This window comes from Duganella sp. AC237 (assembly GCF_979254035.1).
The window spans coordinates 3,188,387-3,212,901 of record NZ_CEEDEW010000003.1 but is presented as its reverse complement, the minus strand read 5'-3'; the positions used below and the strand labels follow the sequence as shown (position 1 = coordinate 3,212,901).

Sequence of the window (24,515 nt, the reverse complement as noted above, 5' to 3'; positions counted from 1 at the left end):
TTTCGAAATAAGAAAATTTTCTATATACGAAAGATAGGTGAGTATGGAGAAGCGCGCAAGCGTTTTTTGAATTGACGCGCGAGCGTTGCCGATTGGCCGGCATGACGCCGCCTGCCGCCAGTAGAATGCTGCGGAAATCGTATTTCAGGAGTGGAAATTTCGGACGCGCGCACACGGCGCCGCACCCGGACAGGGCTACTTCCTGGCTTTTTTGACGACCGGCGGCTGGGCCGGCGGCGCTTCCATCAGCGCGGTGTACATGGCTTCCTGGTTCGGCTCGTCCGAGGTGCACACCGACAGCACGCGGCAGCATCCTTCGCCGACGGCGATGTAGGCGTGCGCCATGCCGCTGTCGAAATAGATCGAGTCGCCCGTCTCCAGCCGCGCCGGCGCGTACAGGTCCGTGTACAGGTCGACAGTGCCCTCGAGGACCATGGCGAACTCCTCGCCGGGATGGCTGATCATCTCGCCGAACTCCGCAAGCGAACGGGTGTGGATCTCGGCGATGATGGGCACGGCGCGCTTGTTGAGCAGATCCGCCGCCGGATACAGATGCGAATAATTCGGCGTGTTGATGGCGTAGCCGGTGCCGCGCCGGTTGATGCTGCGCCGCCCGCTGGCCGCCGGCGCCGCCGACTTGCCGACCGCCGCCGCACCGCTGAACAACTGCGAAATATCGACTTCGAGCGCATTGCAAATGCGCAGCAGCTTGTCGTAGCTCAGCGACATCTTGTTGTTCTCGATCTTGGAGATGGTCGACATCGGCATGCCGCTGCGGGCGCCCGCCTCGATCAGGGTCAAGCCGCGCTCCTTGCGGATGCGCCTGAGCGACTCGCCCAGGTCGCCGTCCCGTTCCGTGCCGTGCGTGCTCGCGCGTTTAGTGGCCATGCGTATTCCCTGTAAGAGCGCTTATTATAGACGCCCTTGCCCGGATTGAAAACTCGGCGCGCCGTTTTCCAGAATGCTAAATTGCTGCCGCGCCATGCGGGTTCGCCATCCGAGGCCAATGGTCGAGCGGGAACAGCCGGTACGGAATGGCCGCGAAGTCGAAATCCATCGCGCCGGGCGTGCTGACGTAGTACACCTTCCGCGCCAGCGGCGCGAAATCGGCGTAAAAGTGCTGCGTCGATTTGACCACGACGAAAGCCTTGTCGGCGAGCCCGATGCCGATGCCGGTAAAGGCGTCGGTGCCGTAGGTTTGGGTGCGGATCGACGACAGCAGCAGGTGCAGGCCGTTGGCCGCCTCGACCCAGACGCAGTCGCCCAGCCGCTCGCGCGCACCCAGCGCGCCCTGGCTGTGATTGGCGACAGCCGCGCGCACGGTCACGCGCAAGTCAACCGGCTGGCCGGAGGCCGGTCCGCACTTGCCGCCGACGCGCAGGTCCAGCTGCGCGCCCACACCCGCGCTCCTGCAAATGTGCACCGCGCCCAAGTCCCAGATCGCGCCGAGGGCGACGTTGGCAATGCCGCGTTCGATCAGCCGGCGCAGGATGAAGGTGCTGTCGCCTGCCGCGCCGCCGCCAGGATTATCCGAAATGTCGGCCAGCACCACCGGACCGGCTGCCGGCGCAAAATCGCCCACGCCTTCTAGCGCGTGGTCGAGCGCCGCATCGATGCCGACCACCTCCGGCCCGCTGCGTTCGCGCAGCGACCAGAACTCGCGCCCGAGCCGCTCGGCCACCGCGCGCGCCAGCGCCGGATCGTTGTCGGTCACCACCCACAGCTTGGCGCCCGCCTCCGGCACGTCGCCCCACGGAAAGCTGTGCCCGAGCGACACGGACAGCACGCCCGGCTCGCGCTCGGCCTCGCCCATGCGCGCGACGAAGCCGCGCATCGGCTCCTTCGTGGTGTGCCACAGGCCCATCATCTTGCAGTCGAACACGGCGGTGACGGGACGCACGCGCCGCAGCGCCGTGTCCAGCAGCAGCCGGTACAACTCGAGCCCGCGCTCCTCGGTGTCGGTGTGCGGATATTCCTTGAAGGCGATGACCACGTCGGCCGCCGCGTGCAGCTGCCGCGTGAAATGGCAATGCAGGTCGAGCTCGACGCCGACCGCCACGTCCGGGCCGACGATGTCGCGGATGCGCGCCGTCAAGTCGCCCTCGCAATTATCATAGCCCTCGGCGACCATGGCGCCATGCAGCAGCAGTTGCACGGCGTCGACCGGCAACGCCGCGCGCAAGTCGGCCAGGATCTCGTCGCGCAAAGCTTCGTACACATGGCGCACCGTGCGCCCGCCCGGCTGCGCCAAGGTGCACAGGCTTTCGACGACCTCGCCGCCGTCGGCCTCGATCAGGCCGCGCAGGAAGCGCATGAACGATCCCGTGCCCTCCGGGTCGCGACGGCTGGCGTCGCCGTGGAAGATGCCGATGCCCTCGAAATCGCCCAAGCCCGTCGGCGCGGCGGCGAAGGTGTTGGTCTCGGTGGCGAAATGGGCAATGAAAAATTTCATGCGCTGCTCCGGTAGCTGTCGTCTGGATTTAATAGTTGAGGTTCCACGTCATCAATTGGCCGACCACGCCGATCCAGACCACGCCCAGCAAGGCCAGCGCCACCAGCACGGCCCACACGCGCGTCAGGCGGGTGGCGCCGGCGCGCGGCATGCGCCACGCCACCCAGGCGCCGACAGCGGCCGCGCCCACAGCCAGCAGGCCGCTGACTTCCAGCAGGCCCACCACCCAGTCGATCGCCGTGCGGTAGACGCCGACGTCGGTACTGAGCAAAGGCATGATCAGCAAGAACCACGCGCCCAGGTACAGCAAGGACACGGCGACCGCGCCCCGTTGCAGCGCGCGCAGCCTGCGCACCTGAGGCGTGGCGCCGCTGGTGGCGCGGTCGGCGCGGCGCAACATCGCGCCCAGCGGCCATACGAGCAGCGCGCCCAACAACATCGCCACGGAAATTACCAGCACGCCGAGGTTGAGCGCCGACGACCGCGTCACCGAACCCTCTTGCAGCACTGATACCGGATTTTCGCTGTCGATGACGGTCTTGACGCCGTCCACCTCGGTCAGCATCAGCATCTGCTGACCACCAACCTTGCGCCAGCGCTGCGGGCCGATTTCGCGGTAGGTGGCGATGCCGCCGGTCGCTTCCGGTGCCGTGATGGTGCCGTCCGGATTAGCCGTGATGGTGCTCTGCTGCAGCAGATAGAGCAGGCTCAGGAAACCGTGTTCGACCCGGCGCGAACTCTGGTAGCTGCCGGCGATGCGCTGCGCGTCGGCCACGGCCGAGGCGAGCGCGGGCTCGATGGCGGCCGGCGCTGCGGGGAAGTAGCGGTCCATGAAGCCGTCGAACAGCTCCTTGCGCGCGCCGTACACGGCGTCATTCTTGCCCCGGCTGTTGAAGGTGAAGAAGATGCCCACGCCCTCCCCCGGCAACAGGTTCATCTCCGTGTGGTAGACGATGGTGTCGCCGCCATGGCCGATCACCTCGCGGCCGTTCTGCGTGCCACGGAAAAAGCCGTGCGCCATCACGCCGAAACCGGGCGGGGCCGATTCGCTGGGACTGTGCATGCGCGCCGTGGTGGCGGCGTCGAGGATGCGAACGCCATCGACCGCGCCCTGGCCCAGGTGGGCCAGCATGAAGCGGGACATGTCGGCGGCGGTGGTGGTCACCGAGCCGGCCGGCGCCGTGATGACCAGTTCGAATTCGGACGGCGGCTCGCCGGTGGTGCGGTAGCCCTTCGACAGCCGCCCCGGGAAACCCTTGGGCAGCGGCTGGACGAAGGTCGAATGCAGCATGCCGAGCGGGCGGAAGATGTGGTGCTCGACGTAAGCCTCGAACGGTTCGCCCGAGACGCGCTGGACGATATAGCCGGCCAGCGCGACGCCGTAGTTCGAATACGCCGGCACCGTGCCCGGCGCGAACAGCATGGGGCGCGGATGCTCTTTTAAATAGCGCTCGGTGGTCTGCGCCTGCGCCGGATCGAAGCCGAGCAAGTCCTTGATGCCCTCCTCGAAGCCGGCGCGGTGGTTCATCAAGTGGCGCATCGTCACCGGTTTGCCGAAGCGCTCGTCGATCTTGAAGTCGAGGTAATCGTTGACGCTGCGGTCGAGATCGATCTTGCCCTGCCGCACCAGCTGCATGACGGCGGTCCAGGTGAACAGCTTGGACGTCGAGCCGGGCCGCACCAGCGAGGTGGCCGGGTCCATCGGCACGGCGGCGGCGACGTCGGCCAGGCCGTAGCCCTTCTCCAGCAGCACCTTGCCGTCCTTGACGACGCTGATCACCATGCCGGCGATCTCGCCGCTTTTGAGCGCGTAGGGTACCCTGCCGTCGAGCCAGGCCGACAGGTCGGTCGCGTCCAGCGGCTTGCCGGGGGCGGCGACCGCCCCGCCGCCGCCCGGCGCCGACGCCGTTGGCGGCATGGGCGGCACTTGCGGATCGATGGCCGGGGCTTGCGCCGCCGCGCCCAGCGCCAGGCTCAGCAAGAGTGCGGCGGAGAAAATTCTGCGTAATTTCATCGGATGGTCCTTCGCGCGGATCAGTAGTGTGGATTAAAGCTCAGCAGGTGGTGATACCAGCCGATCGCCACCAGCACGGCGAACGACAGCACCCACATGACGGCCAATGCCTTCGCCGCCCTGGCGCCGCCGGGGAAGACGGCGCGGGCATGCCACAGCGCCGCCAGCAGGCCGCCGACGAAGGCCAGGAAGGTGCAAGCCTGCGCCAATAGCAACAACACGCTGGGGTCGAGTTCCTCGGTCATGGCGACCGTGGCCGTCCACAAGCCGATACTGACGAACACCAGCCAGCTGGCGACCCGTACCCAGGTCGCCGCGCGCGGCGGTGGCGGCCCGGCGTGGCGGCGCCGCTGCAAGGCGGCGACCGGCCACGCCAGCGCCGTCAAGGCGGCCACGCCGAGCGCGCCCAGCAGCAGGATCAACGCGGTGGTGCCGGCCATGAACGGCACCGGTTCGAACACGAAGGCGAACGCATAAGGCTCCAGCCCCCAGCGCACGACCTTGCCATCCTTGACGATGGCCTGCAGGCGCCGCTTGCCGTGCTCCTCCTGCCACAGGAACGGGCGCACCTCGCGGAACACGCCACGGCTGCCGCCGATTTCGATCGCCACGCGGCCCTGCTCGATTGCCGCCACCCGCAACGGACTGAGCAGTTGCAACAGCGACAGGAAAGTCGAGTCCTCGCGCCGGGTGGTGCGGTAAGCGCCGGCCAGCATGGCGGCGTGGGCCTCGGCCGTGGCCAGGTCGACACCCGGTCCGGGCGCCGGACGCGTGTCGGGCAGGTAGCGGTCGGCGAACTCGCGGTACAAGTGCTCGCGCAGCCACTTGCCCTGGTCGTGGCGGCCGGGCGAGTTGACCGACACATACAGGCCGAGGCCGTCGTCCGGCAGCAAGATCAGGTCGGAATGGAACATATTGGTGTCGCCGCCGTGACCCACCGCGCGGTGGCCGTTCATGTCCTGCTGGTAGAAACCGAGGCCGATGCCGTTGAGATCCGGCATGGCGCGCGTGATGTTGGTCTGCATCAGGGCGACCGTTTCCGGGCGCAGGATGCGCTTGCCGTCAAGCTCGCCCTGGCCGAGGTAGGCCAGCATGAAGCGCGACATGTCGGCGCCGGTGGCCGCAAGACTGCCTGCCGGCGGCATGTTGACCACTTCGAAGCCCTTGGGCTCGTCGTCGGCGCTGGGATAGCCGTGCGACATCATCTTTTCCAGGGCAGCCGGCAGCGGCTGGCGGAACGTCGCGTGGCGCATCCCGAGCGGCGCGAAGATGTGCTGTTCGATGTAATCGTCGAACGGCTTGCCGGAGACGCGCTGGACGATGTAGCCGGCCAGCGACGTGGCCCAGTTCGAATAGCCGGCGGTGGTGCCGGGGTCGTACAGGTAAGGCGGGATGTAATCCTTGAGCACCTTGCCGGTGTCGGGCGGGGGCGCGTCGTAGACGATCAGCGCGCGGCCCGCCTCCTCCAGGCCGGTGGTGTGGGTCATCACGTGGCGCAGGGTGAGCGCCTTGCCATTGCGCGAAGGCACCTTGAAGTCGAGGTAGCGGTTCAGGTCGGCGTCCAGGTCGAGCTTGCCCTGCTCCACCAGTTGCATCACCGCCGTCCACGTGAACAGTTTGGAGATCGAGCCGGGCCGGAACAGCGTGGCGGCCGGGTCGACCGGCACCGATTTGTCGCGGTCGGCGTAGCCGTAGCCTTTTTGCAGCAGCGGCTTGCCGTCCTTGACCAGCACCACCACCGCGCCGGGCACGCCGGCGATGCGCAAGGCGGTCGGCATCATGCCATCGAGCCAGGTTTCGACCTCGGCCGCCGTCAGCGCCCGTGCCCTGGGCGGCGCCGGCATCGGTGTCGCCTGCGCCGGCGCGGAAAGCGCCACCGCCGTCGCCGGCGTGGTCGGCGGCGTTTGCGCCAGCGCCGTCACGCAGCAGGCGGCCAGGGTCAGCGCGGCCAGCGCGGCCAGCCATTTCACCATCGACGGGCCGGCCATCAGAAAGCCCTCGACAGGTTCAGGCCGAAGGTGCGCGGCTGCACCGGGAAGGCGCGCAGCGGCCCGCCGAACGACGTCAGCGCGGTGTCGGCGCCGCTCAGCGCGCGCTTGTCGGCCAGGTTGCGGACATAGGCGCCAAGCTCCCAACCGTCCAGATCCACGCCAGCTTGCAGATCGACCAAGGTGTAGCCGGCCATGCGGAAATTCGGGATCGACGTGGTGGGCGTGTCGAAGCCGGCGTTGCGCGAGCCGACCTGGCGCAGTGTCACGCCGACATAGGCCGGCTTGCCGGCCGACGCGAAATCGTAGCGCCCACCCAGCATCGTCGACAGCCGGGCCGAGTTCGGCAGCCGCTCGCCCGAGGCGCCCAGCGCCGGGGCGTCCTCCTTGAGCTTGGCGTCGGTGTAGGCCAGGCTGCCGTCGATGCTGAAGCGCTCGTCGACCTTGTAGCGCAGCGCCAGTTCCAGCCCGCGCGACTCGGCCTTGCCGGCGTTGCCGGTGAGCGTGGTGGCGCCGACGGCGATCGGTTGCTGCAGCTTGTTCCAGCGGATGTCGAACAGCGCCAACTCGACCGACAGGCGCTTGTCGAGCAGATCGGCCTTGTAGCCCAGCTCGTAGCTCCACAAGGTGTCGGCGGCGAACGACAGCGGCGCGCCCGGCACCACTGTGCCGTTCTGGTCGATCGCGGGCGGATTCGGCCCACCGGGACGGTAGCCGCTGGCGGCGCGCGCGTACACGCTGCTGACCTTGTCGAGCGAATAGCGCGCGGTGGCCAGATAGGTTTTGGAGCTGTCCTTGCCGGGCGACTCGAAGTCTTTCACGCCGTTGGTGACGGTGCCGTAGACCTGGCGGTTGCGGGCGGCGCGCGCGCCGACGGTGAGCGACCAGGCCGGCGTCGGATTCCATGTCAGGTCGCCGTAGACGGCATTCTCGATGAAATTCGACGGCTGGCCGGACGTCACCAGGGTCGACTCGGCACCGTCCTCGGTCTGCGCCCACAGCCGTTGCTCGCGGTTGCCGGTTTCCTTGTTGTGGTAGTAGCCCAGCAGCCATTCCAGCGGCCCGCGCGCCGACGTCAGCCGCACTTCGGCGGTGCGCTTGCGCAGCTTGATGGCGTTGTCGAGCGCACCGAAGTTCAGGCCCTCGGCGCCGAGGATCTCGGTGGCGTCCAGCGCGGTGTCGGCCTTGAAGCGCTGGCTCGATCCGATCACATTGAGCCTGGCCCAGCCAAGGTCGTACTCGATGTCGCCGGAGAACAGGCCGGTCTTGATGGTGTAGGGTTCCGGCCGGTAGAGCCGGTGCGTCAGGTCGCCGTGCAGCGGCTGGCCGGTGGCGGCGTCGTACTGGACCAGATTGGTGCCGTTGCGCTCGATGTTTTGCTGCGTCGCGGTCAGGCGCACACGCAGCGCCCGGCTCGGGTCGAATTGCAGCGAGGCGCGCGCGCCGCGCGTGGTGCCGTCGTTGACGTGCTCGCCCGTGACGCGGCCGGTCGCGCGCACGTAGCCGCCGTCGCGCTGGTTGAAGGCGGCCACGCGCAGCGCCGCCACGCCTTCGCTGAGCGGAATATTGAGCACGGCGTTTTCCGTGTGACCGAGTCCGCCGCCCTTGCTCTCGCGCAGCGCCAGGCCGGCCTTGCCGGAAAAGCCCGTCGCGTCCGGCTCATTGGTCACATACTTGAGCAGTCCGCCCATGGCGCCGGCGCCGTACAAGGTGCCCTGCGGGCCACGCAGCAGTTCGACATGGTGCAGGTCGAGCAGCGACAGGTCCAGCGCGGACACCGCCTCGCCGACGAAACTGGTGCTGGAACCGAAGGCCACCTCGTCGACATAGATGCCCACCGTCGGCGCGCCCATGCTGCCGACCGACACGCCCCGAATGTTGACCTGGCCGCGCCCGGGGCCGCCGTCGCTGGCGACGAACACGCCCGGCAGCGAGCCGACGTAATCGGTCAGCGAGGCGGCGCCGGAGCGCTCCAGCGTCTCGGCGCCCAGCGTTTCGACCCGCAGCGGCACGTCGCGCACCGGCTCGCGGCGGCGCGTCGCGCTGACGGTGACGACGTCCATCCTGGCGCCCGCGTTGGCGGCGGCGGCCGGCTCCGGCTCGGCGGCCGCACCGGCCTGGGCCAGCGCTTGCGCGCATCCCAGCGAGAACACCGAAGCCATGGCCAGGGAGAGCGCGCGGCGGCGCGGCGGACCGTCTGCCGGGGCATTCCTTTGCGCAACGTCGTGTGGGGAGGACTTCGACAACTTCGATACGCTTGGGTACATGATGCACTCCTGGAGATGGGACCGCGGTCAATCCGTTTTCCAAATATTACATTATTTTCCATAATTTGAACAAATGGAAAATATGAATATTTTTTTCTATTGTGGAAAACTGACACGCGGCCCAACGCCATGCTCCAGGGCTGGAGCTTGTCGGCTAGCCGGCTGGCGCGTCGGCGCCGAAGAACCTCCAGTGATCGACATTGAACAGCGGCGCCCGGTACTTGCCCTTGAAGACGAAGAACACGTCATGCACGCCGGTGGCGCCGCCGACGGGTGTCTCGACGGTGCGCCAGTTCTGCCAGCCGCCGGTGTTCGGCACCGTGAGGGTGCCCAGCAACGGGCCCTGCACGTTGCCGAGCCGGATCTCGATCTGTCCGCCCCTGCCGCCGCTGGCCACGCTGGCGGCGAAGCGCGACGGCCCGGCCTTACCGAAATCGACGCCGGCCACCTTGATGTAGATGCCGTCGACGATGTCGGCCACGTGCATGCCGGCGCCCGGCCCCTTGGCGGTGCGCACGCCCGGGGCCCAGTCGAACGGCCGGTCGACGTCTTGCTTGATGCGCGAGGTCCAGGCGATCGTCTCCGCCTCGATCCGGCGATACGGGTCGAGCCGTCCGAGCTGTTCGACGCCGTCCTTGTCCCACCAAGGCAGCGCCGGGATGGTGCCATCGGCGTTGTAGCTGAATTTGGCGACGGTGACCGAACGCCGCTCGCGGTGCACCGGCGACTGCGCGAAGTTCAGCTCGTAGTTAAAGCCGAACACGTAGGAATTGCCCTTGTAGTCGACGATGCCGGGATGGTTGCCGGTGGACGCGGCGTTCGCCCGCATGACCGCCCCCTTGTATTGCCACGGACCGGTCGGCGAGATGCTCATGGCGTAGCCGATGCCCTCCGGGCAGCAGGTCGACGCGTAGGCCATGTAGTAATGCTTGCCCCGCTTGTAGAACCACGGCCCCTCCTGGTAGTCGGCCGGCTTGCTGTCGCTTTTGACGATGGGGCCGGAGTACGACACCATGTCCTCGTTGAGCTTGACGTACCACAGATGCGGATTGCCCCAGTACAGATAGGCCTGGCCGTCGTCGTCGATGGCCACCGTAGGGTCGATGTAGCCCTCGGCCTTGTCGATCAGCGGCTTGCCCAGCGCGTCCTTGAACGGGCCGGCCGGGTTGTCCGCCACCGCCACGGCGATGACGTTCTTGGGCCAGCCGGCCACGCTGACCGGCGCGTACAGGTAGAACTTGCCGTTGCGCGCGATCACCTGCGGCGCCCAGGCGTCGTTGTCCTGCGACGCCCACGGGAACGTTGCCAGCGAGGCGACCGCGCCGTGGTCGGTCCAGTTGACCATGTCGGTGGACGAGTACAGCAGCCAGTCGCGCATCTTGAAATCGCTGGCGTCGTCCTCGTCGTGGCTGGTGTACAGGTAGACCACGCCGTCATGCACCAGCGGCGCCGGATCGGCGGTGAAGCGCGTCTGGACGATGGGGTTGGCGGCCGTGGCGGGCGGCAGCGCCACGGCCAGCGCCATGAGCAATGCCGCCCGCCACGATTGGTCGAGCGCGTACCTCCGGCCCGGCGTGCGGGCCCTGGTTTGCCGGGTTCGATCCATGTTAGAACGCCATCCGCACGCCGGCGCGATAGGTGCGGCCCACCACGTCATAAATCGCCGGGTTGATGCCGTAGCTCAGGTTGGTCTGCGGCAGCAGCACCGGGTCGCGGTCGGCCAGGTTGTCGATCTTGGCGTAGGCGGTGATTTGCGGCGAGAACTTGTAGGTCGCGCCGAAATCGAAGTAGACCGCGCCGGGGATGTGGTTGTCGGCGATGGTCGGGTGCGCCGCCGTCGGCAGCGGGCAGTTGCTGCGGCACTCGATGTACTCGTTGTTGTACACGCCGGCGCCGATCCAGCGCTGCGACAAGGTAAGGCCGATCTTGCCGTAGTCCCACGACTGCTGCAGCAGCGCCTTCCACTTCGGCGTGCTGCCGAACATGTTGCCGGCGCCCTCGCTCGGTATTGTTCCCGGCAGGCCAGGATCCGAGAGCGAATGGATCATGCGGCTGGCCAGCCCGCGCAAGGTGACCGTGCCGGGCACGCCGTAGTCGTTCAGGTTGGCGCGGTAGGCGGCTTCGAAGTCGATCCCGCGCGTGTGCAGCGAGGCGAAGTTGAACGCTTGCGCCAACACGAAGTTGGTGCCGGCCGGACCGTTGATCGACACCGCGCCGCACACCTGCTGGAAACCGGCGTAGCACAGATCGACCTCCTGTTGCGGCCCCAGCGAGCTGATCACGTTCTTGACCTTGATGTCGTAGTAATCGATCGACAGGTTGAAGTTACGCGCCCAGCTTGGCTGGCTGAGGACCACGCCGAACGAGTTGTTGCGGGCGTTTTCCGGTTTCAGGTCGGGGTTGCCGACGTTGCGCTGCTGCACCTGGATCGACTGGCCCTGGTTGTTGTTGACCGCCTGGTTGGTGACCGTGGTGGCGGCGAACAGTTCGCTCAGGTTGGGCGCGCGCACGTCGGCCGAACTCACCGCGCGCAGGCGCAGGCCGTCGATCGGCGTTTGCCAGGTGGCGCCGAGCTTCCAGGCGCGCGCCTTGCCAGCCGTGCTGTACTTCTCCTCGCGGTCGGCCAGGTTCAGGTTGGCCTCGCCCCAGGTGGCCGATTTCAGGAATGGAATGTTGAACTCGACATACGCTTCCCTGACGTTGAACGAACCCTTGCCGTTGTGGTAGTTGCCCGCGAACCAGTTATCGCCGGTGGCGGACAAGGTCGGATCCTGCGGGTAGCTGGCGCTGTACGGCGACTCCGCCGCCACACCGGCGCCGTACGGGTCGCCGTAGACCGAGTATTTCTCGCGCCGCCATTCGGCGCCGAACGCCAGCGAAATCGGACCGGCCCAGCCCTCGGCCACCGTGCCGTTGATGTTAGCGCTAACAACATTTTGGCTGGAATCGGTGTGTTGACGCGGCCCGTTCGACGGCGCGAGGTAGTTCCAGGTCGCGGCATCGATCGGGTTGTTGCCGAAGATGTTGATCGGCATGCAGCCGGCCGCCCGCGCCGCCGCGCTGCGGCAGACGATCTGGCCGGTGGCGGCGTCGCGCACGCCGTCGATGGCGAAGTTGTAGCGCGGGTTGAGCGTAATGTCATGCACCTCCAGCACGGTGGTGTTCTCGCCGTGCTCGGCGTAGGCGTCGTACGACCAGTCCTTGCCGAACAGGCCGAACTTGCCGTTGGCGCCGACCACGACGCGGCGCTGGGTGCGGGTCGGATGGACGTTGATGAACTCGGGGAACTGCGCATTGGCGGTGCCCACCGGCATGGTGCCGCCCGGATAGCCCGAGGCGCAACCGGCCGCCACCGAGGCCGGCAGGAAGGCGTTGTCGCACTTGATGGCCAGGTTGCCCTGCTTGGCCGCGCCCGGGCTCGGCGAGAACACCGACGTCACCTCGGCCCAGTTGCCGGTGACGTAGATTTCGTTGTCGGCGTCCAGGTCCCACGACACGCGGGTGTAGGCCACCTTGCGCTTGAAGTTCATCGCCAGGTTGGTGCCGGCGCCGACGCTGCCGGACAGATCGCCGCCGACGCAGAAGTTGCCGACGCAATTGGTGCCGTACTGGAACGGATAAGGCGAGCCGTTGGCCGCGAACGCCGTGCCGCGCAGCGCGCCGCCGGTGATCAGGCCGTATTTGGCGTACTGCTGGTGCTGGGCGTGCAGGATGCTGGTGTAGCGCGGCAAGCCGGCGGCCTGCATGTCCTTGGTCGATTCCTGCAGGGCCGGATTCTTGTACCAGTCGCGTCCGTTCGGGCCGACCTCGCCGAAGCCGGGCGAATCGATGCCGCCCTGCTTGGTGTACTCGCCGCTGACGGTCACGTGCAGCCGGTCGTCGGCGAAGCCCTTGCCCCAGGCCGCCTGCACGGTGCCGTTCCTGTCGTCGCCGTAGGTGGTCATGCCGCCGCCCAGATGGGCTTTGAAGCCGTTGAATTTCTTGTCGGTGATGAAGTTGACCACGCCGCCGATGGCGTCCGAACCATAGGACGCCGAGGCGCCGCCGGTGACCACGTCGACGCGCTTGACCAGCAGTTGCGGGAACTGGCTGACGTCGGTCACGCCGGTGACGTTGGCGCCGACCACACGCTGGCCGTCGAGCAGGGTCAGGGTGCGGTTGGTGCCGAGGCCGCGCAGCGACAGCGACGACAGGCCCTGCAGGCCGCTGGAGGTGCTGAAGGTGTTGACCGTGCGGCCGGTGCTGCCCTGCAGCGCCGGCAGCTCGGTCAGCGTTTCGAAGAGGTTCGGTTTGGCCGCCTTGTCGAGGTCGGCGCTGGTCAGGCTGGTCGTCGGGGTCGGTTGGTTGAAACCGCGCGCGGCGATCCGCGAGCCGGACACGACCACGGTGTTTTCCGGCGTGGCGGCCGCTGGCTCTGGAGTGATAGCGCTAACAGGAGCTTCCGTTTCGTTAGGCGCCTGCTGGGCGTGGCCGGGCACGGCAAACATCGCACAGGCTCCGGCGACGGCGAGGTTCATCAAGCTGCGTTGACATGGTGATTTCATTTGGTCTCCATCTATTTTTTTAGTGTGTCGTGGTGGTACTGCTGGTGTCGTCGTTGGTCACCTCCTTGGCAGGTTATCGTTTAGTAAAACATAAATTCAACTTACTAACAATTTGAATGTAGCCAGCTCATTATCGAATAACCAATAACTTTTTATCCGCTTCCGATATCCAAAACGGTATGACGCCGCGCGACTCCCATAGAGCGTTATCGATAAAATGACAAGCGCTAACATCGCGTCGCGCGTGCATCACGGCGGGGCCGACTGTGGTCAGGCGGCCACGATTGGGAGTGTTCAACGCGGCTTCAGGTAGCCATGCATGCCCAGCCAGCGCGTGAACCCGTCGAACCATCCGGTGCTGGTGGTGGTCTTCTGGTACATGCCGAATCCATGGCCGCCCTGCTCGTACAGGTGGAACTCCACCGGGCGCTTGGCGGCGCGCCAGCTGTCGATCAGCCCGTAACCGGCGTTGGCGAAGAACGGGTCGTCGGCCGCCAGCGCGACAAACAGCGGCGGCGCGTCGGCCGGCACCGCCGCCACCGCCGACAGCGGCCCGTAGATGTTGGCGATGAACGCCGGCTTGGCGTCCTGCCCATGCAACGCGGTCGACATGGTCAGCATCGCGCCGGCGGAGAAACCGAGCATGCCGACGCGGTCGGGGTCCACATGCCATCCCTTGGCGCGCGCGCGCACCAGCGCGAACGCGGCGCGGGCGTCGGCGATCTGCGGCGCATAGGCGACGGCGGGGTCTTGCGGCGCGGGCGGCCGCTTGGCCGTGGCCGAAAACATTTCCGCCATCGAGCGCTCGAAGCCGGCCATGTCGGCCGGCGTCTGGTTCAGGCGGTACTTCAGCACGAACGCCGCCACACCCCTGTCGGCCAGCGCCCTGGCGACCGCCCAGCCCTCGTTATCCATCGACAGCGTGCGGAAGCCGCCGCCGGGCGCGACGATGACGGCGGCGCCGGTGGCCTTCGCGGCCGCCGGCAGCACCGGCGTCAGCGTGGCGACCGTGACGTTGCGGACGAACACGCTGCCGTACTGGCGGTGCCAGCTTTCCGGCGCGGTCGCGCCGGAAAGGACGCCCGTGTCGAGCGTGATCGCATCGGGCTGGGCCGGCACCGGGATGGGCGTCATGCCGTCCTCGCCCGCCAGTGCAGTCCCGGCCAGCGCACAGGCCAGCATCGCCGCCACCGCCGCGCCCGCGTTTGCCCGAATTTTCAGTTGTTTTACCAAGATCATTTGTCGTCTCCGTATGGATTCCCGGCAGCGCTATCGGCGATGCGGGAAATATTGTTGGACTTCGTACAGCACCACAGTTACCATAAAAGCATGCCAATGTTAGCGCATATCATTTGATGTTAGGGAATGATTGCGGCGGCTGCGCCAAACAAAAATAGTGGAGACAACGATGCAACAGAAAGAAAAAGTACGTCCGCAAAGAAGCCGGGCCTGGATCGCGCTGTGCGTCGTCTCAGCGGCGTTGGCGGCATTGGCGGCGCAAGCGGCGTCCGGCGCGGCCGCCGGGTCGAATCCCATCATCCGCGACAAATTCACCGCCGATCCCGCCCCGCTGGTGGTGGGCGATACCTTGTATTTGTACGTCGGCCATGACGAGGCGCAGCGCGACGAGATGTTCAATATGCGCGAATGGCTGGTTTACTCGACCAAGGATATGCGCACGTGGACCAGCCACGCGCCCATCATGAACGTGAAGGATTTCAAGTGGGCAAAGGCCGACGCCTGGGCCTCGCAAACCATCGAGAAGAACGGCAAGTTTTACTTCTATGCCGCCGTCGAGCACGACGCCACCAATCCGGGCAAGGCGATCGCGGTGGCGGTATCGGACAAGCCGACCGGTCCGTTCGTCGATGCGCGCGGCTCGGCCCTCGTCACCAACAAGATGACGCCCAAGGGCACGCACAGCTGGGAAGACATCGATCCGACCGTGTTCACCGACGACGACGGCACCACCTGGCTGGCGTGGGGCAACCGCCAGTGCTACATCGCCAAGCTCAAACCCAACATGGTGGAGATCGACGGCCCGATCCAGGAGATCACGCCGCCGCACTTCGAGGAAGGCCCGTGGCTGCACAAGCGCGGCAAGCTTTACTACCTGACTTACGCCTCGCTCGACCGCAGCACGCAACGCGACGAGCATGTGTCGTATTCGACGGCGCCTTCGATCGCCGGCCCGTGGACCTATCGCGGCCTGCTGACAGGTTCCGGCAAGTACAGCTTCACGATCCACCCCGGCATCGTCCAGTTCAAGGACAACTGGTATCTGTTCCTGCACAACGCCAGCTTGGCGATCGGCGACATGAACGGCGCGATCGGACGCCGCGCGGTCACCGTCGAACATTTGGAATACAACGCCGACGGCACCATGAAGCCGGTGGTGCAGACCGACGCCGGCATCACCATCGCGCCCCCGCGCTGAGTGAGTTGTCCGCAAGGACCAGAAACGCGCCAAACACAACGCATCCGCCACAATCTCAGCTGCTTTTCCAGTAATTAGTTGCCTAAAGGCATAGTCGCGTCCACACTCGTCCAGGACAACGTGATTTGCGCTGCGGCGGCGCTCACTTGCGCGGGACCGGGCCGGAGTGATCGGTCCCGCGCTCGACCCTTGGACGAACGGAAAAAATTATGAAAACCACCCTCCCGGGCAACACCATGGGCATCGCCACGCGCTTGAATCTTGGATTCGGACTGATCGTGGTCATATTGCTGGTTTTGCTGTCGGTCGCGTATAACAACGTCACAAAACTGAACCAGGCCAATGGTTGGAACGTACACACCTATGAGGTGCTGCGCGAAAGCCAGGACCTCCTGGAGAGCATGATCAACATGGAGACTGGCGAGCGCGGCTATGCATTAACGGGCAGGGACGCGTCGCTGGACCCCTACAACGCCGGCAAGGCCGCCTTTCAAAGCCACTTGACCAAGATAAGGTCCCTCACCGCCGACAACGCGCAGCAGCAGAGCCGGCTGAAAACAATCGAGGACCTGGAGCGCCAGTGGCGCGCGAGCGGGGCCGAACCGGTCATCGCGCTGCGCAAGGCCGCCAACGGCGACCCCGCGCAGATGGCGGCGGTGATCGAGTTCGAACAGGCGGCCAAGGGCAAAGCCTTGATGGACCAGATCCGCGCCGTGCTCCAGGAGCTGGCCGGTGCGGAGCAGGTGCTGCTGGTCAAGCGCGCGGAGGATGCCTCCTCGCTGCAAAGCGCCACTAACTTTACCCTGATCGGCGGCGGCGCGCTGGCAATCGGCCTGTCGGTCCTGCTGGCGGTGTTGTTGGCGCGCATGGTGCTGGTGCCGCTGCGGGCGATCTTGCGCGCCACCGAAGATTTGCGCAGCGGCGACGGCGACCTGACCTACAGGCTGCCGCCACAGAGCGCCGAATTCGGCCAGGTGGCGACCTCGCTCAACGGCTTCATCCAAAAACTGCATGACATCATCACCGATGTGCGCAACGGCACGTTGACCATCGCCTCGGCCAGCGAGGAAATCGCCACCGGCAACCTGGACTTGTCGTCGCGCACCGAGCAACAGGCCAGCTCGCTCGAAGAGACCGCCTCGTCGATGGAGGAACTGACCTCGACCGTCAAGCAAAACGCCGACAACGCCCGCCAAGCCACCGGCCTGGCCGCCAGTGCCGCCGAGGTGGCCGTGCGCGGCAGCGACGTGGTGTCCGAAGTGGTGACGACGATGACGGCCATTAACGACTCGGCCAAGAAAATTGCCGACATCATCGGCGTGATCGACGGCATCGCTTTCCAGACCAACATCCTGGCGCTGAACGCGGCCGTCGAAGCGGCCCGCGCAGGCGAACAGGGCCGCGGCTTCGCGGTGGTGGCCACCGAGGTACGCAATTTGGCGCACCGCTCGGCCACCGCCGCCAAGGAGATCAAAACCCTGATCAACGATTCCGTCGAGAAGGTGGCAACCGGCACCCGGCTGGTGGGAGACGCCGGCAACACGATGAGCGAGATCGTCGCCAGTGTCCGGCGCGTCACCGACATCACGAGCGAGATCAGCGCCGCCAGCAGCGAGCAGGAGGCCGGCATCATGCAGGTCAACCAGGCGATCAGCGAAATGGACGGCGTGACCCAGCAAAACGCTGCGCTGGTGGAGGAAGCGGCCGCCGCCTCCGAATCGATGCAGGACCAGGCCAAGCACCTGGAACGGGTGGTCGGCGTGTTCAAGCTCGACAGCACGGGCCGCGGCGCCGCACCCGCGCACCCGCGCGCCGCGAAGCCGGCACGCCGGCCTGCCCTGCGCCTGGGCGGCGCCAAGGCGTAAGACAAACAAGCGCTGGTGGGAGAGATTGACGACGTCCGCCTTCCTTGCGGATTGAAGGAATTTTTTTCGATCAAAACGATCGAATACTCATCTAGCCGGAGGTTCGGAAATGAGTAGCCATCCCTTGCCCAACAAACGAGCGAACGAACCGAAGGCCGGCGAAGTTGCGGGCGGCGGTGAGCCGCCCTATGATGGAGATATGGAAAAGCGCGTCGAAAAAATCGAAGCCGACCTCACTGCGATCAAAATTGATGTCGCTTTGATTGTGGCTAACGGTGCCACCAAGACGGATATGGCAGAGTTAAGCTACGCCACCAAGGCTGAGATTGCAGAATTACGGGCCGTCACCAAGGCTGAGATTGCAGAGTTACGGGCCCTCACCAAGGCCGACATTGCGGAATCACGGGCCGCCACCAAGGCCGAAATTGCCGAAGCGAAGACCGCGATCATCCTATGGGTGGTCGGGGCGATCTTCATTTCGCAGTTGCTGCCTTCCGTCATCAAGCTGTTCACCAACTAGCCTGACCTGGCTGGCCACGATGATCGGGCGTCGGCCAGCCTCCCCAGCCTCGGCAACCAGCCTCGGCAACTCCGTTTTATCGTATCATACGGAAATGGATGCTTGCACGCCATACGGCAGCGCTCGATCTCCGCGACACCCAACAAAAAAAGGTATCACTAATGCAAGCGTCGGATCAAGCCACAAGCGAAGACGATTTATCTCGATTGTCGCGGCAAATCCTGGGGATGCGGGATCTCGTCTTCGCGGAATGGGAAAGCGAGGTTCGGCGCCTGGTTGCCGGCGCCAAGCACATCTTGCACCCTATTCTCATCAATACCTTGCCTGTATTTTACGACAATATTGCAGAGGCGCTCAGCCCCGACCATCCACGTCAGCACGCCACCAGCAACAACGACATCGCGGCGGCACACGGCAACGAGCGTGCCAGGATGACGTCGTACGGGCCTGATCAGATCATCCACGAGTATCAGATTTTTCGTGACGTTTTTTCGCGGGTGGCGGACGCCCAGGGTGTCTCGCTGAACCGCGCCGAGTGGGGCATCGTGAATGCGTCGATAGACTGCGCCGTCCGCGAGGCGGTCAAGAAATTCACGGCGATGCACGACTCGATGCGCCAGCGTGTCGCCGCGTCCCTGTCGCACGATATGCGCAATCCGCTCTCGGTGATCGTCAACGGCGCCCACTTGCTGACGCTGGGGCCGCCGGCGGAGAAAACCCAAGGCCTGGCGGGAAAAATACGCGACAACGGCCGGCGCCTGAGCGCAATGATCGAAGAATTACTGGACGTGTTAAGTTTTCACAAGGGGGAGACCGTTCCGCTCGACCTGTCCCGTTTCGATCTCCTTGAACTGGCCAGGCAGGTGTGCGCGGACGCCAATGTCAGTGACGCGAAATGTTCGGTGGGCGGCTCGTCCCTGGTGGGCTACTGGTGCGAGAAATCGTTGCGCAGAGCGCTGGAAAATCTCGTCGCCAACGCGATCAAATATGGCGACGGCGCGGAGGTGGCGATCAAGGTCGATGGCGCCCACGACCGCATGATGCTGTCCGTGCACAACACGGGCAATCCGATCCCGGCGGAAAATCGAACGCGGATTTTCCAGTACCTGTGGCGTCAAGATAGCGCCCGGGACCAAAGGGGATGGGGCATCGGCCTGCCGTTCGTGCAGTCGGTGGCGGAAAGCCACGGCGGCAGCGTGGCGGTCGATAGCTCACCGGAACAGGGCACGACGTTTTTGATCGACCTGCCGATCGATTGCCGCCCGTTCGTCGCCGCAGAGCTGCCTTAGGGCCTCGTTAGGCGGTGGTGGCCGGCGGTACTTTTATTTGTACGCCGCGGGCGCGGTGAATTCTGCCGTCGTCCGGCCGCCGCGCCGCCACGCGCCCGGCCCCACCCCGTACTGACGTTTGAAGGCGCGGTGAAACGCTGCTTCCGACTGGTATCCCACCATTTCGGCGACCGCCCCGGCCGCGTGGCCGCCCGCTTCGAGCCACCGCGCCGCCCGCGCCATGCGCAGGCGGGTCAGCACTTCGGCCGGCGCCGCGCCGGCGGCCCGGCCGAACACGCGCGCGAACGTGGCGCGCGACATGTGACATAGCGCGGCCAGCGTCGCCAGGGTCCATGGCTGTTGCGGCGCATCCAGCATGGCGTGTAACGCCGGCTGCAGGCGCCGCTCGGCCAGCACCGCGAACAATCCCGGCACGCCCGGCGCCTGCGCCAGCCAACCGCGGATCAACAGGGCGAACAGCGCCGACGCCAGTTGCCGGACGATCGCATCGGAGCCATCGCGCGGCGCTTCCGCCTCTGCCTGCAGCACTTGCATCACCTGGCGCAATCCCCGCGCCTCGGCACGCTCATCGGTGTGCACCACCAGCACGTCCGGCAGCGCCGCCAGCAGGCCGCCGCCCGCAGCGTCGACATCAAACCGGAATTCACCGCACAGGATATCGGTCGGCGCACCCTCGCCTTCGTTGCCTTTGTAGCGCAGCAATCCGGCGCCGCTTGTCGTCGGCGGCGTGGCGCGCGCCGGATCACCGGCGTAGAGGCGATGCGAGGCGCCGTGCGGGAACACGATGACGTCGCCGGCGTGCACCACCCGCCCGTCTGCGCCATCGATCGTTGCCGTGCCGCGCGTAATCAGGTGATAGGGGGCTACGCCAGGTTCCGCTTGCGGATGGTCGAGCAGCCAGGGCGCGCCGAAGTGGCAACGGACGTCGAGCGCAGTGCGCACGGGATAAAGGGCAAGCAGCCGGCTGAGGGTATCCATATAAGGAAGCAATGAGACGAATGGACAAATTATAGCGCCTTCCCAGCATTAACAATCGCATGGACGCGGTCTACACTGCTTCTCATACCAACCCCATTCGAAAGGAAACATCATGGAACGCCTGTTCAACCAACCCGTCGCCGAGGCCACCGGCAAAGCCGCACAACTGTTCACCGCGATCAAAACCGCGGCAGGCATGGTGCCGAACGCCTATGCCGCGATCGGCAACAACAGCCCGCTGGCGCTGGAAGCTGCGCTCAATCTCGACGCGGCCCTGCGCAAAGCCAGCCTGTCGGCCAAGGAACTGGAGGTGATCAAACTGGCGGTGAGCGAAATCGGCGGCTGTGATTACTGCCTCGCCGCCCACACGCTGTTCGCGGGCAAGTTGGGATTGAGCCGGGAAACCGTCGGACGGGTACGCCATAACCTGCCCACCGGCGAGGCACGGCTGGACGCGCTCACAGGGTTCGTGCACGCCGTGGTCGGCGCGCGTGGCGAGGTGCCCGCCGACGTTGTGGCGGCCGTGAAGGCCGCCGGCTACAGCGATACGCAAATCGTCGATGCGCTGCTGGCGGTCTCCTCCATCACGTTCACCAACTTGTTCAACCGGGTCAACGCGACCGCGCTGGACTTCCCTGCGGCGGACTAATCCTGGCGCGGGCGCTTTCGCCCGCAGCCTGACAGGCAAAAAAAATCCAGCCTGTAAGGCTGGATCATTTTTAAGTATCGGATATCGATACGAATTCTTGGTGGGAAGTGCAAGTTTCGAACTTGCCCCACCAGGGCTTCAAGCCCGCTTACAGCCTGCTTTTCGTCGATATTAACGGAAATTGATGTGCTGAGATATGCCTAGCTGAGCTGGCGTGTTCCCAAAAATGTTCCCAAAATTTGGGCTCCAAAATCTGGGTCACGCCCAGCTCCAACATCTAGTCAGGAAAGTGTCACGTAAGCTTATGAAACAGCCGCGAATTCCGCGGCAGTAAATGGTTCCAGCAACGCGAACACTCAGCATAATAACGCTCAGCACTCCCGCTCAGGACGTCGGAGTATCGGATTTTCGAGCAATGTCCGGATCAGGCGCTCGAGGTCGTCCCAGCAACGCCCGGTGCGCTGCTTGAATATCGTCTGTACCATGCCGCTATAAGGTTTCCCGAACTCGCCCCGCCACTGCATGCGACACAAGCTGTCCAGCGTCGACTGTAGGGGCGGCCTGCTTGCAAGAACGTCGAGCTGGCGGTGAGTGGCGCAGGCGAGTTGGTAGCGTGCCAAGCGCAAGCTGGGACGATCCAGCCCGCAGGTAACGATCGTCCCATGGCCTTCAAGGCTCCTGCCCCGGATTTCGCCGAGCCGACCATACTCGAAATGGACGGCCGGGTCGAAGCTATCGAACGGCGACAGGAGCAGCGCTGTTTCCCCGATTTCGCCTGGGAATCGGGCCCGCGCACCCCGCACTGGGAACAGATTTCCTTTCCATTGCTGATTGCAGGTCTGGCAGCTGTACACGTAGTTATTCCACTCGTATGCGAGCCACCAGTAACCGGGACGGATCGGCGGTTTCTTGACGTTTCGCTCTCGTGCACTCGAATTCCACATTGGTTCCCATCCCCACTGGTCCGGATCATCGACCAGTTCGTGCACTTCGGCCTTGGGCCGGAAATGCTCCACGTCGCCGTACTGATGTCCATTCACCGGCCCCTCGCAGAACCCACACAATCCTGACTGGGCGTCGGCCAGGATCGTCTTGAACTCCGACCACGCTGCCAAGAACACGGGATCGGTGTCGGAGGCGACGGCATCGGCAACCGCCCGTTTGGCGCCTTCGACAGTATCGGCAAACCGTCCCGGCACCTCCGGCCGATTGAGGCTACGCACGATCGTCCTTGGCACTGTCGGTCGGTCCATCCCCCAGCACCTCACCGAGATAAGCCTGCAGCATCTCATCGACCTCTTCGTCATTTATAGCCCGTTCTGGAGCAGCAGCAGCAGCAGCTATAGCGGCGCGCTGTGCGGGCGCATCGCGAAAATTGCTCATTCGCTGAGCGAGAATGTTGTACAGCAGCCGCAGACGCTGTTCCTGGACATCGTTGCGCTCCTGCCGCTGCAGCAACTGGGAATGCTCGGTCATCAGTTCCATCGTGTCGGCATCCATCGTCGTGGGCAAGCCGAACCATGGGCCAGTCAACACTTCGTCGGCACGGGTACCCGGCGGAACGTCAAAGGATTCGTACACCAACTCTTTACGCACAGGATCCCAGCCAAGAAGCTGCAATTCCTTGCTACGCAGACCGTGTACACATAGCGGGTCATGGGTACTCGCAATGAAGCGTACGCGCGGGAACAGCGTGCGTAACTGCTCGACGATGCGGATCTTCCAGCGCGGATGAAGGTGCAGCTCGAGTTCGTCAATCATGACCAGTCCCTCGGCCGATTCCATGTCAAACGAACTCCGGGTCAGGTGCAACATGACGTCCATGACAAGTGCAAGGATCGACTTGTACCCGTCGCTCAGTTCCGTTAACGGCACCCTGTGGCCGGCCACTGTGGTACGCAGACCGGACTGGGTACGGAAGAATTCGCCGAGCCCGCGCAGAGGCAAAAGTTTCTTCAGGTCGGTGATCAACAGATCGAACCTGTCCTTTGTAATCTTGTGCTTGTCGCAAAGATAATTTTCCGCGTTCATTAGGGGGAAAGTTTGGTCGAACAGGTTGCGCACGCTGACGGCGTCGATCGTACGCTCAGCGGGGCGCAGCGGATCGGGCAACAGGCGCGTCGCCCCATAGGCCAGCACGGTGATCGGCACCGGACCCGTAACCCTAAACTGGGCGTGGTCTCTTTCGAAGCCCAGTTCACGGATCTGGCGGTTCGTGAAGGTCAATCGCACATAGCCGCTGGACGTGCCTTTGCTCAGCCAGTGGTCGGCAGATTCGTAGTTCTTGCGTTGTGCATCGGGCATTAAGGCCAGTGCGATCGCCTGCATTACGCTACTCTTGCCGACACCATTATCGCCAAGAAGCATTAACCATGGCTGGCCCTCGTCTTCCTCGCCTTCCTTTATGCTCGGAAACGCTAGGTCGAGCTTGGTAACTGATTTGAAGTTCTCAATCTCAATGCGATCCAACCAGACGCTGACCGGCAGCGCCGCGACCGCCTCCATAACGGAGACCGGTGGCGCAGGCGGCGGTATGATCGGTGGTGCTGAGGGCAGCACAGTGCGTGCCCGGAAGAAATCAACGGCCGCAGCTGTCACTACCGCACGATGTGGATTCCCTTGCGGAATTTCAAGATTCGCGGCATATACGAACGTGGTTTCATTCCCTTGCAGCTCGATGCGTCGCTCCCAGAGCTGTTCGCAGGCGAACCTTACCCAGTCAGAGGCCACACGCCGATCCTCGACCAAGAATGGGCTGTCCAGCTCAAAGACCTTGATCGTCGCCGCACCACGCCGCGTGAGCGGAGCTACCTTACCATCCGCGAAAAAATGCAAATGTCGCTCGGGACGGTCACGACATGGATCGAGCAGAAGAGGCTCTTCGCTCTGCAAGGCATCCCCCGTGGCCCCCATTGAAGCCACCGTACCGTCGATCGGAAACATGTTCGCTTTCCTCATGTTGCACTCGTGGCAGCATAGGTACAGATTATTCCAGTCGCTAGCAAGCCACCAATAGTGGTCACGATCGATACTGCCTAAGCGGTGTGCACGCCGCTTGGGGCGGAATTGCTCAATGGTGCTAGCGCGACGTTCGCAGTATGCACACCTGCCGTGGAACAGCTCAACCAAGCTGTGACGGGTAGCTGCCCGGACCTTTGGAGGCATGGCCAGACGCGCGTCCGTTTGCGACCTCAGCTCTTCCGGCTGGGCATACCAGTCGCGCAAGCGCCGTAGTTCTTTTGCATGGTATCCTAGCAGGACTTCAGGCGGTGCGACTTCGTTGCGATCGACGAAAATCATGGGCGAATGGGCAAATAGTTGAATTGCCTTCAGGATAAATGCAAACGGGCCGCCGTGGCAACGGTGCGGTGCACAGTTGACCGAACTCCTTGTGCGCTTACTTGCATCGCTACACAGCTGCCCCAGATCGCGCCCTGCAGCTGGATGCATCCACGGACGCCTCCGCACGTCGCTGTTAGCCTAACTACGTGCAGCAAAGCCATCAGACTAAT

Annotated in this window: 16 protein-coding genes; 5 read left to right on the top strand and 11 right to left on the bottom strand. The window is 64.8% G+C overall.

From position 1 onward, the window contains the following. Nucleotides 1–195: 195 nt before the first annotated feature. From AC0IYS_RS14520 to AC0IYS_RS14485, 8 genes are all read right to left on the bottom strand, one after another. Nucleotides 196–888, bottom strand: a complete 693-nt coding sequence (locus tag AC0IYS_RS14520) for a helix-turn-helix domain-containing protein (RefSeq protein ID WP_471705806.1) — start codon at nt 886–888, stop codon at nt 196–198. A gap of 76 nt (nt 889–964) precedes the next feature. Next, a complete protein-coding gene (locus tag AC0IYS_RS14515) occupies nt 965–2,452 on the bottom strand; it encodes a M81 family metallopeptidase (RefSeq protein WP_471705805.1) in 1,488 nt (495 codons plus the stop codon). Between the two features lie 28 nt (nt 2,453–2,480). After that, nucleotides 2,481–4,466 (bottom strand): serine hydrolase domain-containing protein, encoded by a 1,986-nt coding sequence (locus AC0IYS_RS14510; protein ID WP_471705804.1) that lies wholly within the window; start codon nt 4,464–4,466, stop codon nt 2,481–2,483. A 20-nt stretch (nt 4,467–4,486) separates the two neighbouring features. Then, nucleotides 4,487–6,454: a serine hydrolase domain-containing protein gene (locus tag AC0IYS_RS14505; RefSeq protein WP_471705803.1), complete on the bottom strand. Its 1,968-nt coding sequence runs from the start codon at nt 6,452–6,454 to the stop codon at nt 4,487–4,489. Beyond that, nucleotides 6,454–8,721, bottom strand: a complete 2,268-nt coding sequence (locus AC0IYS_RS14500) for a TonB-dependent receptor (protein WP_471705802.1) — start codon at nt 8,719–8,721, stop codon at nt 6,454–6,456. Before AC0IYS_RS14500 ends, AC0IYS_RS14505 begins: the two co-directional genes overlap by 1 nt. 154 nt (nt 8,722–8,875) lie before the next feature. Then, nucleotides 8,876–10,327, bottom strand: a complete 1,452-nt coding sequence (locus AC0IYS_RS14495; protein WP_471705801.1) for a glycoside hydrolase family 43 protein — start codon at nt 10,325–10,327, stop codon at nt 8,876–8,878. Between the two features lies 1 nt (nt 10,328). Continuing rightward, entirely contained in the window at nt 10,329–13,265 is a 2,937-nt protein-coding gene (locus AC0IYS_RS14490; RefSeq protein WP_471705800.1) for a TonB-dependent receptor plug domain-containing protein, read from the bottom strand. A gap of 294 nt (nt 13,266–13,559) precedes the next feature. Next, on the bottom strand, nt 13,560–14,504 hold the full coding sequence (locus AC0IYS_RS14485) for an alpha/beta hydrolase (protein ID WP_471705799.1): 945 nt from the start codon (nt 14,502–14,504) through the stop codon (nt 13,560–13,562). A gap of 169 nt (nt 14,505–14,673) precedes the next feature. Between AC0IYS_RS14485 and AC0IYS_RS14480 the strand changes: the two genes are divergently transcribed. The 4 genes from AC0IYS_RS14480 (at nt 14,674) to AC0IYS_RS14465 (ending at nt 19,376) form a co-directional block, all read left to right on the top strand. Continuing rightward, a complete protein-coding gene (locus AC0IYS_RS14480; protein ID WP_471705798.1) occupies nt 14,674–15,702 on the top strand; it encodes a glycoside hydrolase family 43 protein in 1,029 nt (342 codons plus the stop codon). Between the two features lie 209 nt (nt 15,703–15,911). After that, nucleotides 15,912–17,567, top strand: coding sequence for a methyl-accepting chemotaxis protein (locus AC0IYS_RS14475; RefSeq protein ID WP_471705797.1), 1,656 nt, complete (start codon nt 15,912–15,914; stop codon nt 17,565–17,567). 109 nt (nt 17,568–17,676) lie between these two features. Beyond that, nucleotides 17,677–18,087, top strand: coding sequence for a hypothetical protein (locus AC0IYS_RS14470; RefSeq protein ID WP_471705796.1), 411 nt, complete (start codon nt 17,677–17,679; stop codon nt 18,085–18,087). 98 nt (nt 18,088–18,185) lie between these two features. After that, complete coding sequence (locus tag AC0IYS_RS14465; RefSeq protein WP_471705795.1) at nt 18,186–19,376, top strand: sensor histidine kinase; 1,191 nt, start codon at nt 18,186–18,188, stop codon at nt 19,374–19,376. A gap of 33 nt (nt 19,377–19,409) precedes the next feature. On the opposite strand, the gene AC0IYS_RS14460 is transcribed toward AC0IYS_RS14465, so the two are convergent. Beyond that, nucleotides 19,410–20,354 (bottom strand): cupin domain-containing protein, encoded by a 945-nt coding sequence (locus AC0IYS_RS14460; protein WP_471705794.1) that lies wholly within the window; start codon nt 20,352–20,354, stop codon nt 19,410–19,412. 112 nt (nt 20,355–20,466) lie between these two features. Here AC0IYS_RS14460 and AC0IYS_RS14455 point away from each other — a divergent pair, with 112 nt between their 5' ends. Next, nucleotides 20,467–21,003, top strand: a complete 537-nt coding sequence (locus AC0IYS_RS14455; RefSeq protein WP_471705793.1) for a carboxymuconolactone decarboxylase family protein — start codon at nt 20,467–20,469, stop codon at nt 21,001–21,003. 371 nt (nt 21,004–21,374) lie between these two features. Here AC0IYS_RS14455 and AC0IYS_RS14450 read toward each other — a convergent pair whose 3' ends face one another. Both AC0IYS_RS14450 and AC0IYS_RS14445 read right to left on the bottom strand, forming a co-directional pair. Next, nucleotides 21,375–22,226, bottom strand: coding sequence for a hypothetical protein (locus tag AC0IYS_RS14450; protein ID WP_471705792.1), 852 nt, complete (start codon nt 22,224–22,226; stop codon nt 21,375–21,377). Beyond that, complete coding sequence (locus AC0IYS_RS14445) at nt 22,219–23,946, bottom strand: AAA family ATPase (RefSeq protein WP_471705791.1); 1,728 nt, start codon at nt 23,944–23,946, stop codon at nt 22,219–22,221. The genes AC0IYS_RS14450 and AC0IYS_RS14445 overlap by 8 nt, the downstream gene beginning before the upstream one ends. Between the last annotated feature and the right edge of the window lie 569 nt (nt 23,947–24,515).

What these genes read in the sequence shown, in the direction of transcription:
- AC0IYS_RS14485 (WP_471705799.1), bottom strand. Translation starts at nt 14,504, where the DNA reads ATGATCTTGGTAAAACAACTGAAAATTCGGGCAAACGCGGGCGCGGCG.
- AC0IYS_RS14510 (WP_471705804.1), bottom strand. Translation starts at nt 4,466, where the DNA reads ATGAAATTACGCAGAATTTTCTCCGCCGCACTCTTGCTGAGCCTGGCG.
- AC0IYS_RS14480 (WP_471705798.1), top strand. Translation starts at nt 14,674, where the DNA reads ATGCAACAGAAAGAAAAAGTACGTCCGCAAAGAAGCCGGGCCTGGATC.
- AC0IYS_RS14515 (WP_471705805.1), bottom strand. Translation starts at nt 2,452, where the DNA reads ATGAAATTTTTCATTGCCCATTTCGCCACCGAGACCAACACCTTCGCC.
- AC0IYS_RS14445 (WP_471705791.1), bottom strand. Translation starts at nt 23,946, where the DNA reads ATGTTTCCGATCGACGGTACGGTGGCTTCAATGGGGGCCACGGGGGAT.
- AC0IYS_RS14505 (WP_471705803.1), bottom strand. Translation starts at nt 6,454, where the DNA reads ATGGCCGGCCCGTCGATGGTGAAATGGCTGGCCGCGCTGGCCGCGCTG.
- AC0IYS_RS14495 (WP_471705801.1), bottom strand. Translation starts at nt 10,327, where the DNA reads ATGGATCGAACCCGGCAAACCAGGGCCCGCACGCCGGGCCGGAGGTAC.
- AC0IYS_RS14470 (WP_471705796.1), top strand. Translation starts at nt 17,677, where the DNA reads ATGAGTAGCCATCCCTTGCCCAACAAACGAGCGAACGAACCGAAGGCC.
- AC0IYS_RS14455 (WP_471705793.1), top strand. Translation starts at nt 20,467, where the DNA reads ATGGAACGCCTGTTCAACCAACCCGTCGCCGAGGCCACCGGCAAAGCC.
- AC0IYS_RS14520 (WP_471705806.1), bottom strand. Translation starts at nt 888, where the DNA reads ATGGCCACTAAACGCGCGAGCACGCACGGCACGGAACGGGACGGCGAC.
- AC0IYS_RS14460 (WP_471705794.1), bottom strand. Translation starts at nt 20,354, where the DNA reads ATGGATACCCTCAGCCGGCTGCTTGCCCTTTATCCCGTGCGCACTGCG.
- AC0IYS_RS14500 (WP_471705802.1), bottom strand. Translation starts at nt 8,721, where the DNA reads ATGTACCCAAGCGTATCGAAGTTGTCGAAGTCCTCCCCACACGACGTT.
- AC0IYS_RS14490 (WP_471705800.1), bottom strand. Translation starts at nt 13,265, where the DNA reads ATGAAATCACCATGTCAACGCAGCTTGATGAACCTCGCCGTCGCCGGA.
- AC0IYS_RS14465 (WP_471705795.1), top strand. Translation starts at nt 18,186, where the DNA reads ATGCTTGCACGCCATACGGCAGCGCTCGATCTCCGCGACACCCAACAA.
- AC0IYS_RS14475 (WP_471705797.1), top strand. Translation starts at nt 15,912, where the DNA reads ATGAAAACCACCCTCCCGGGCAACACCATGGGCATCGCCACGCGCTTG.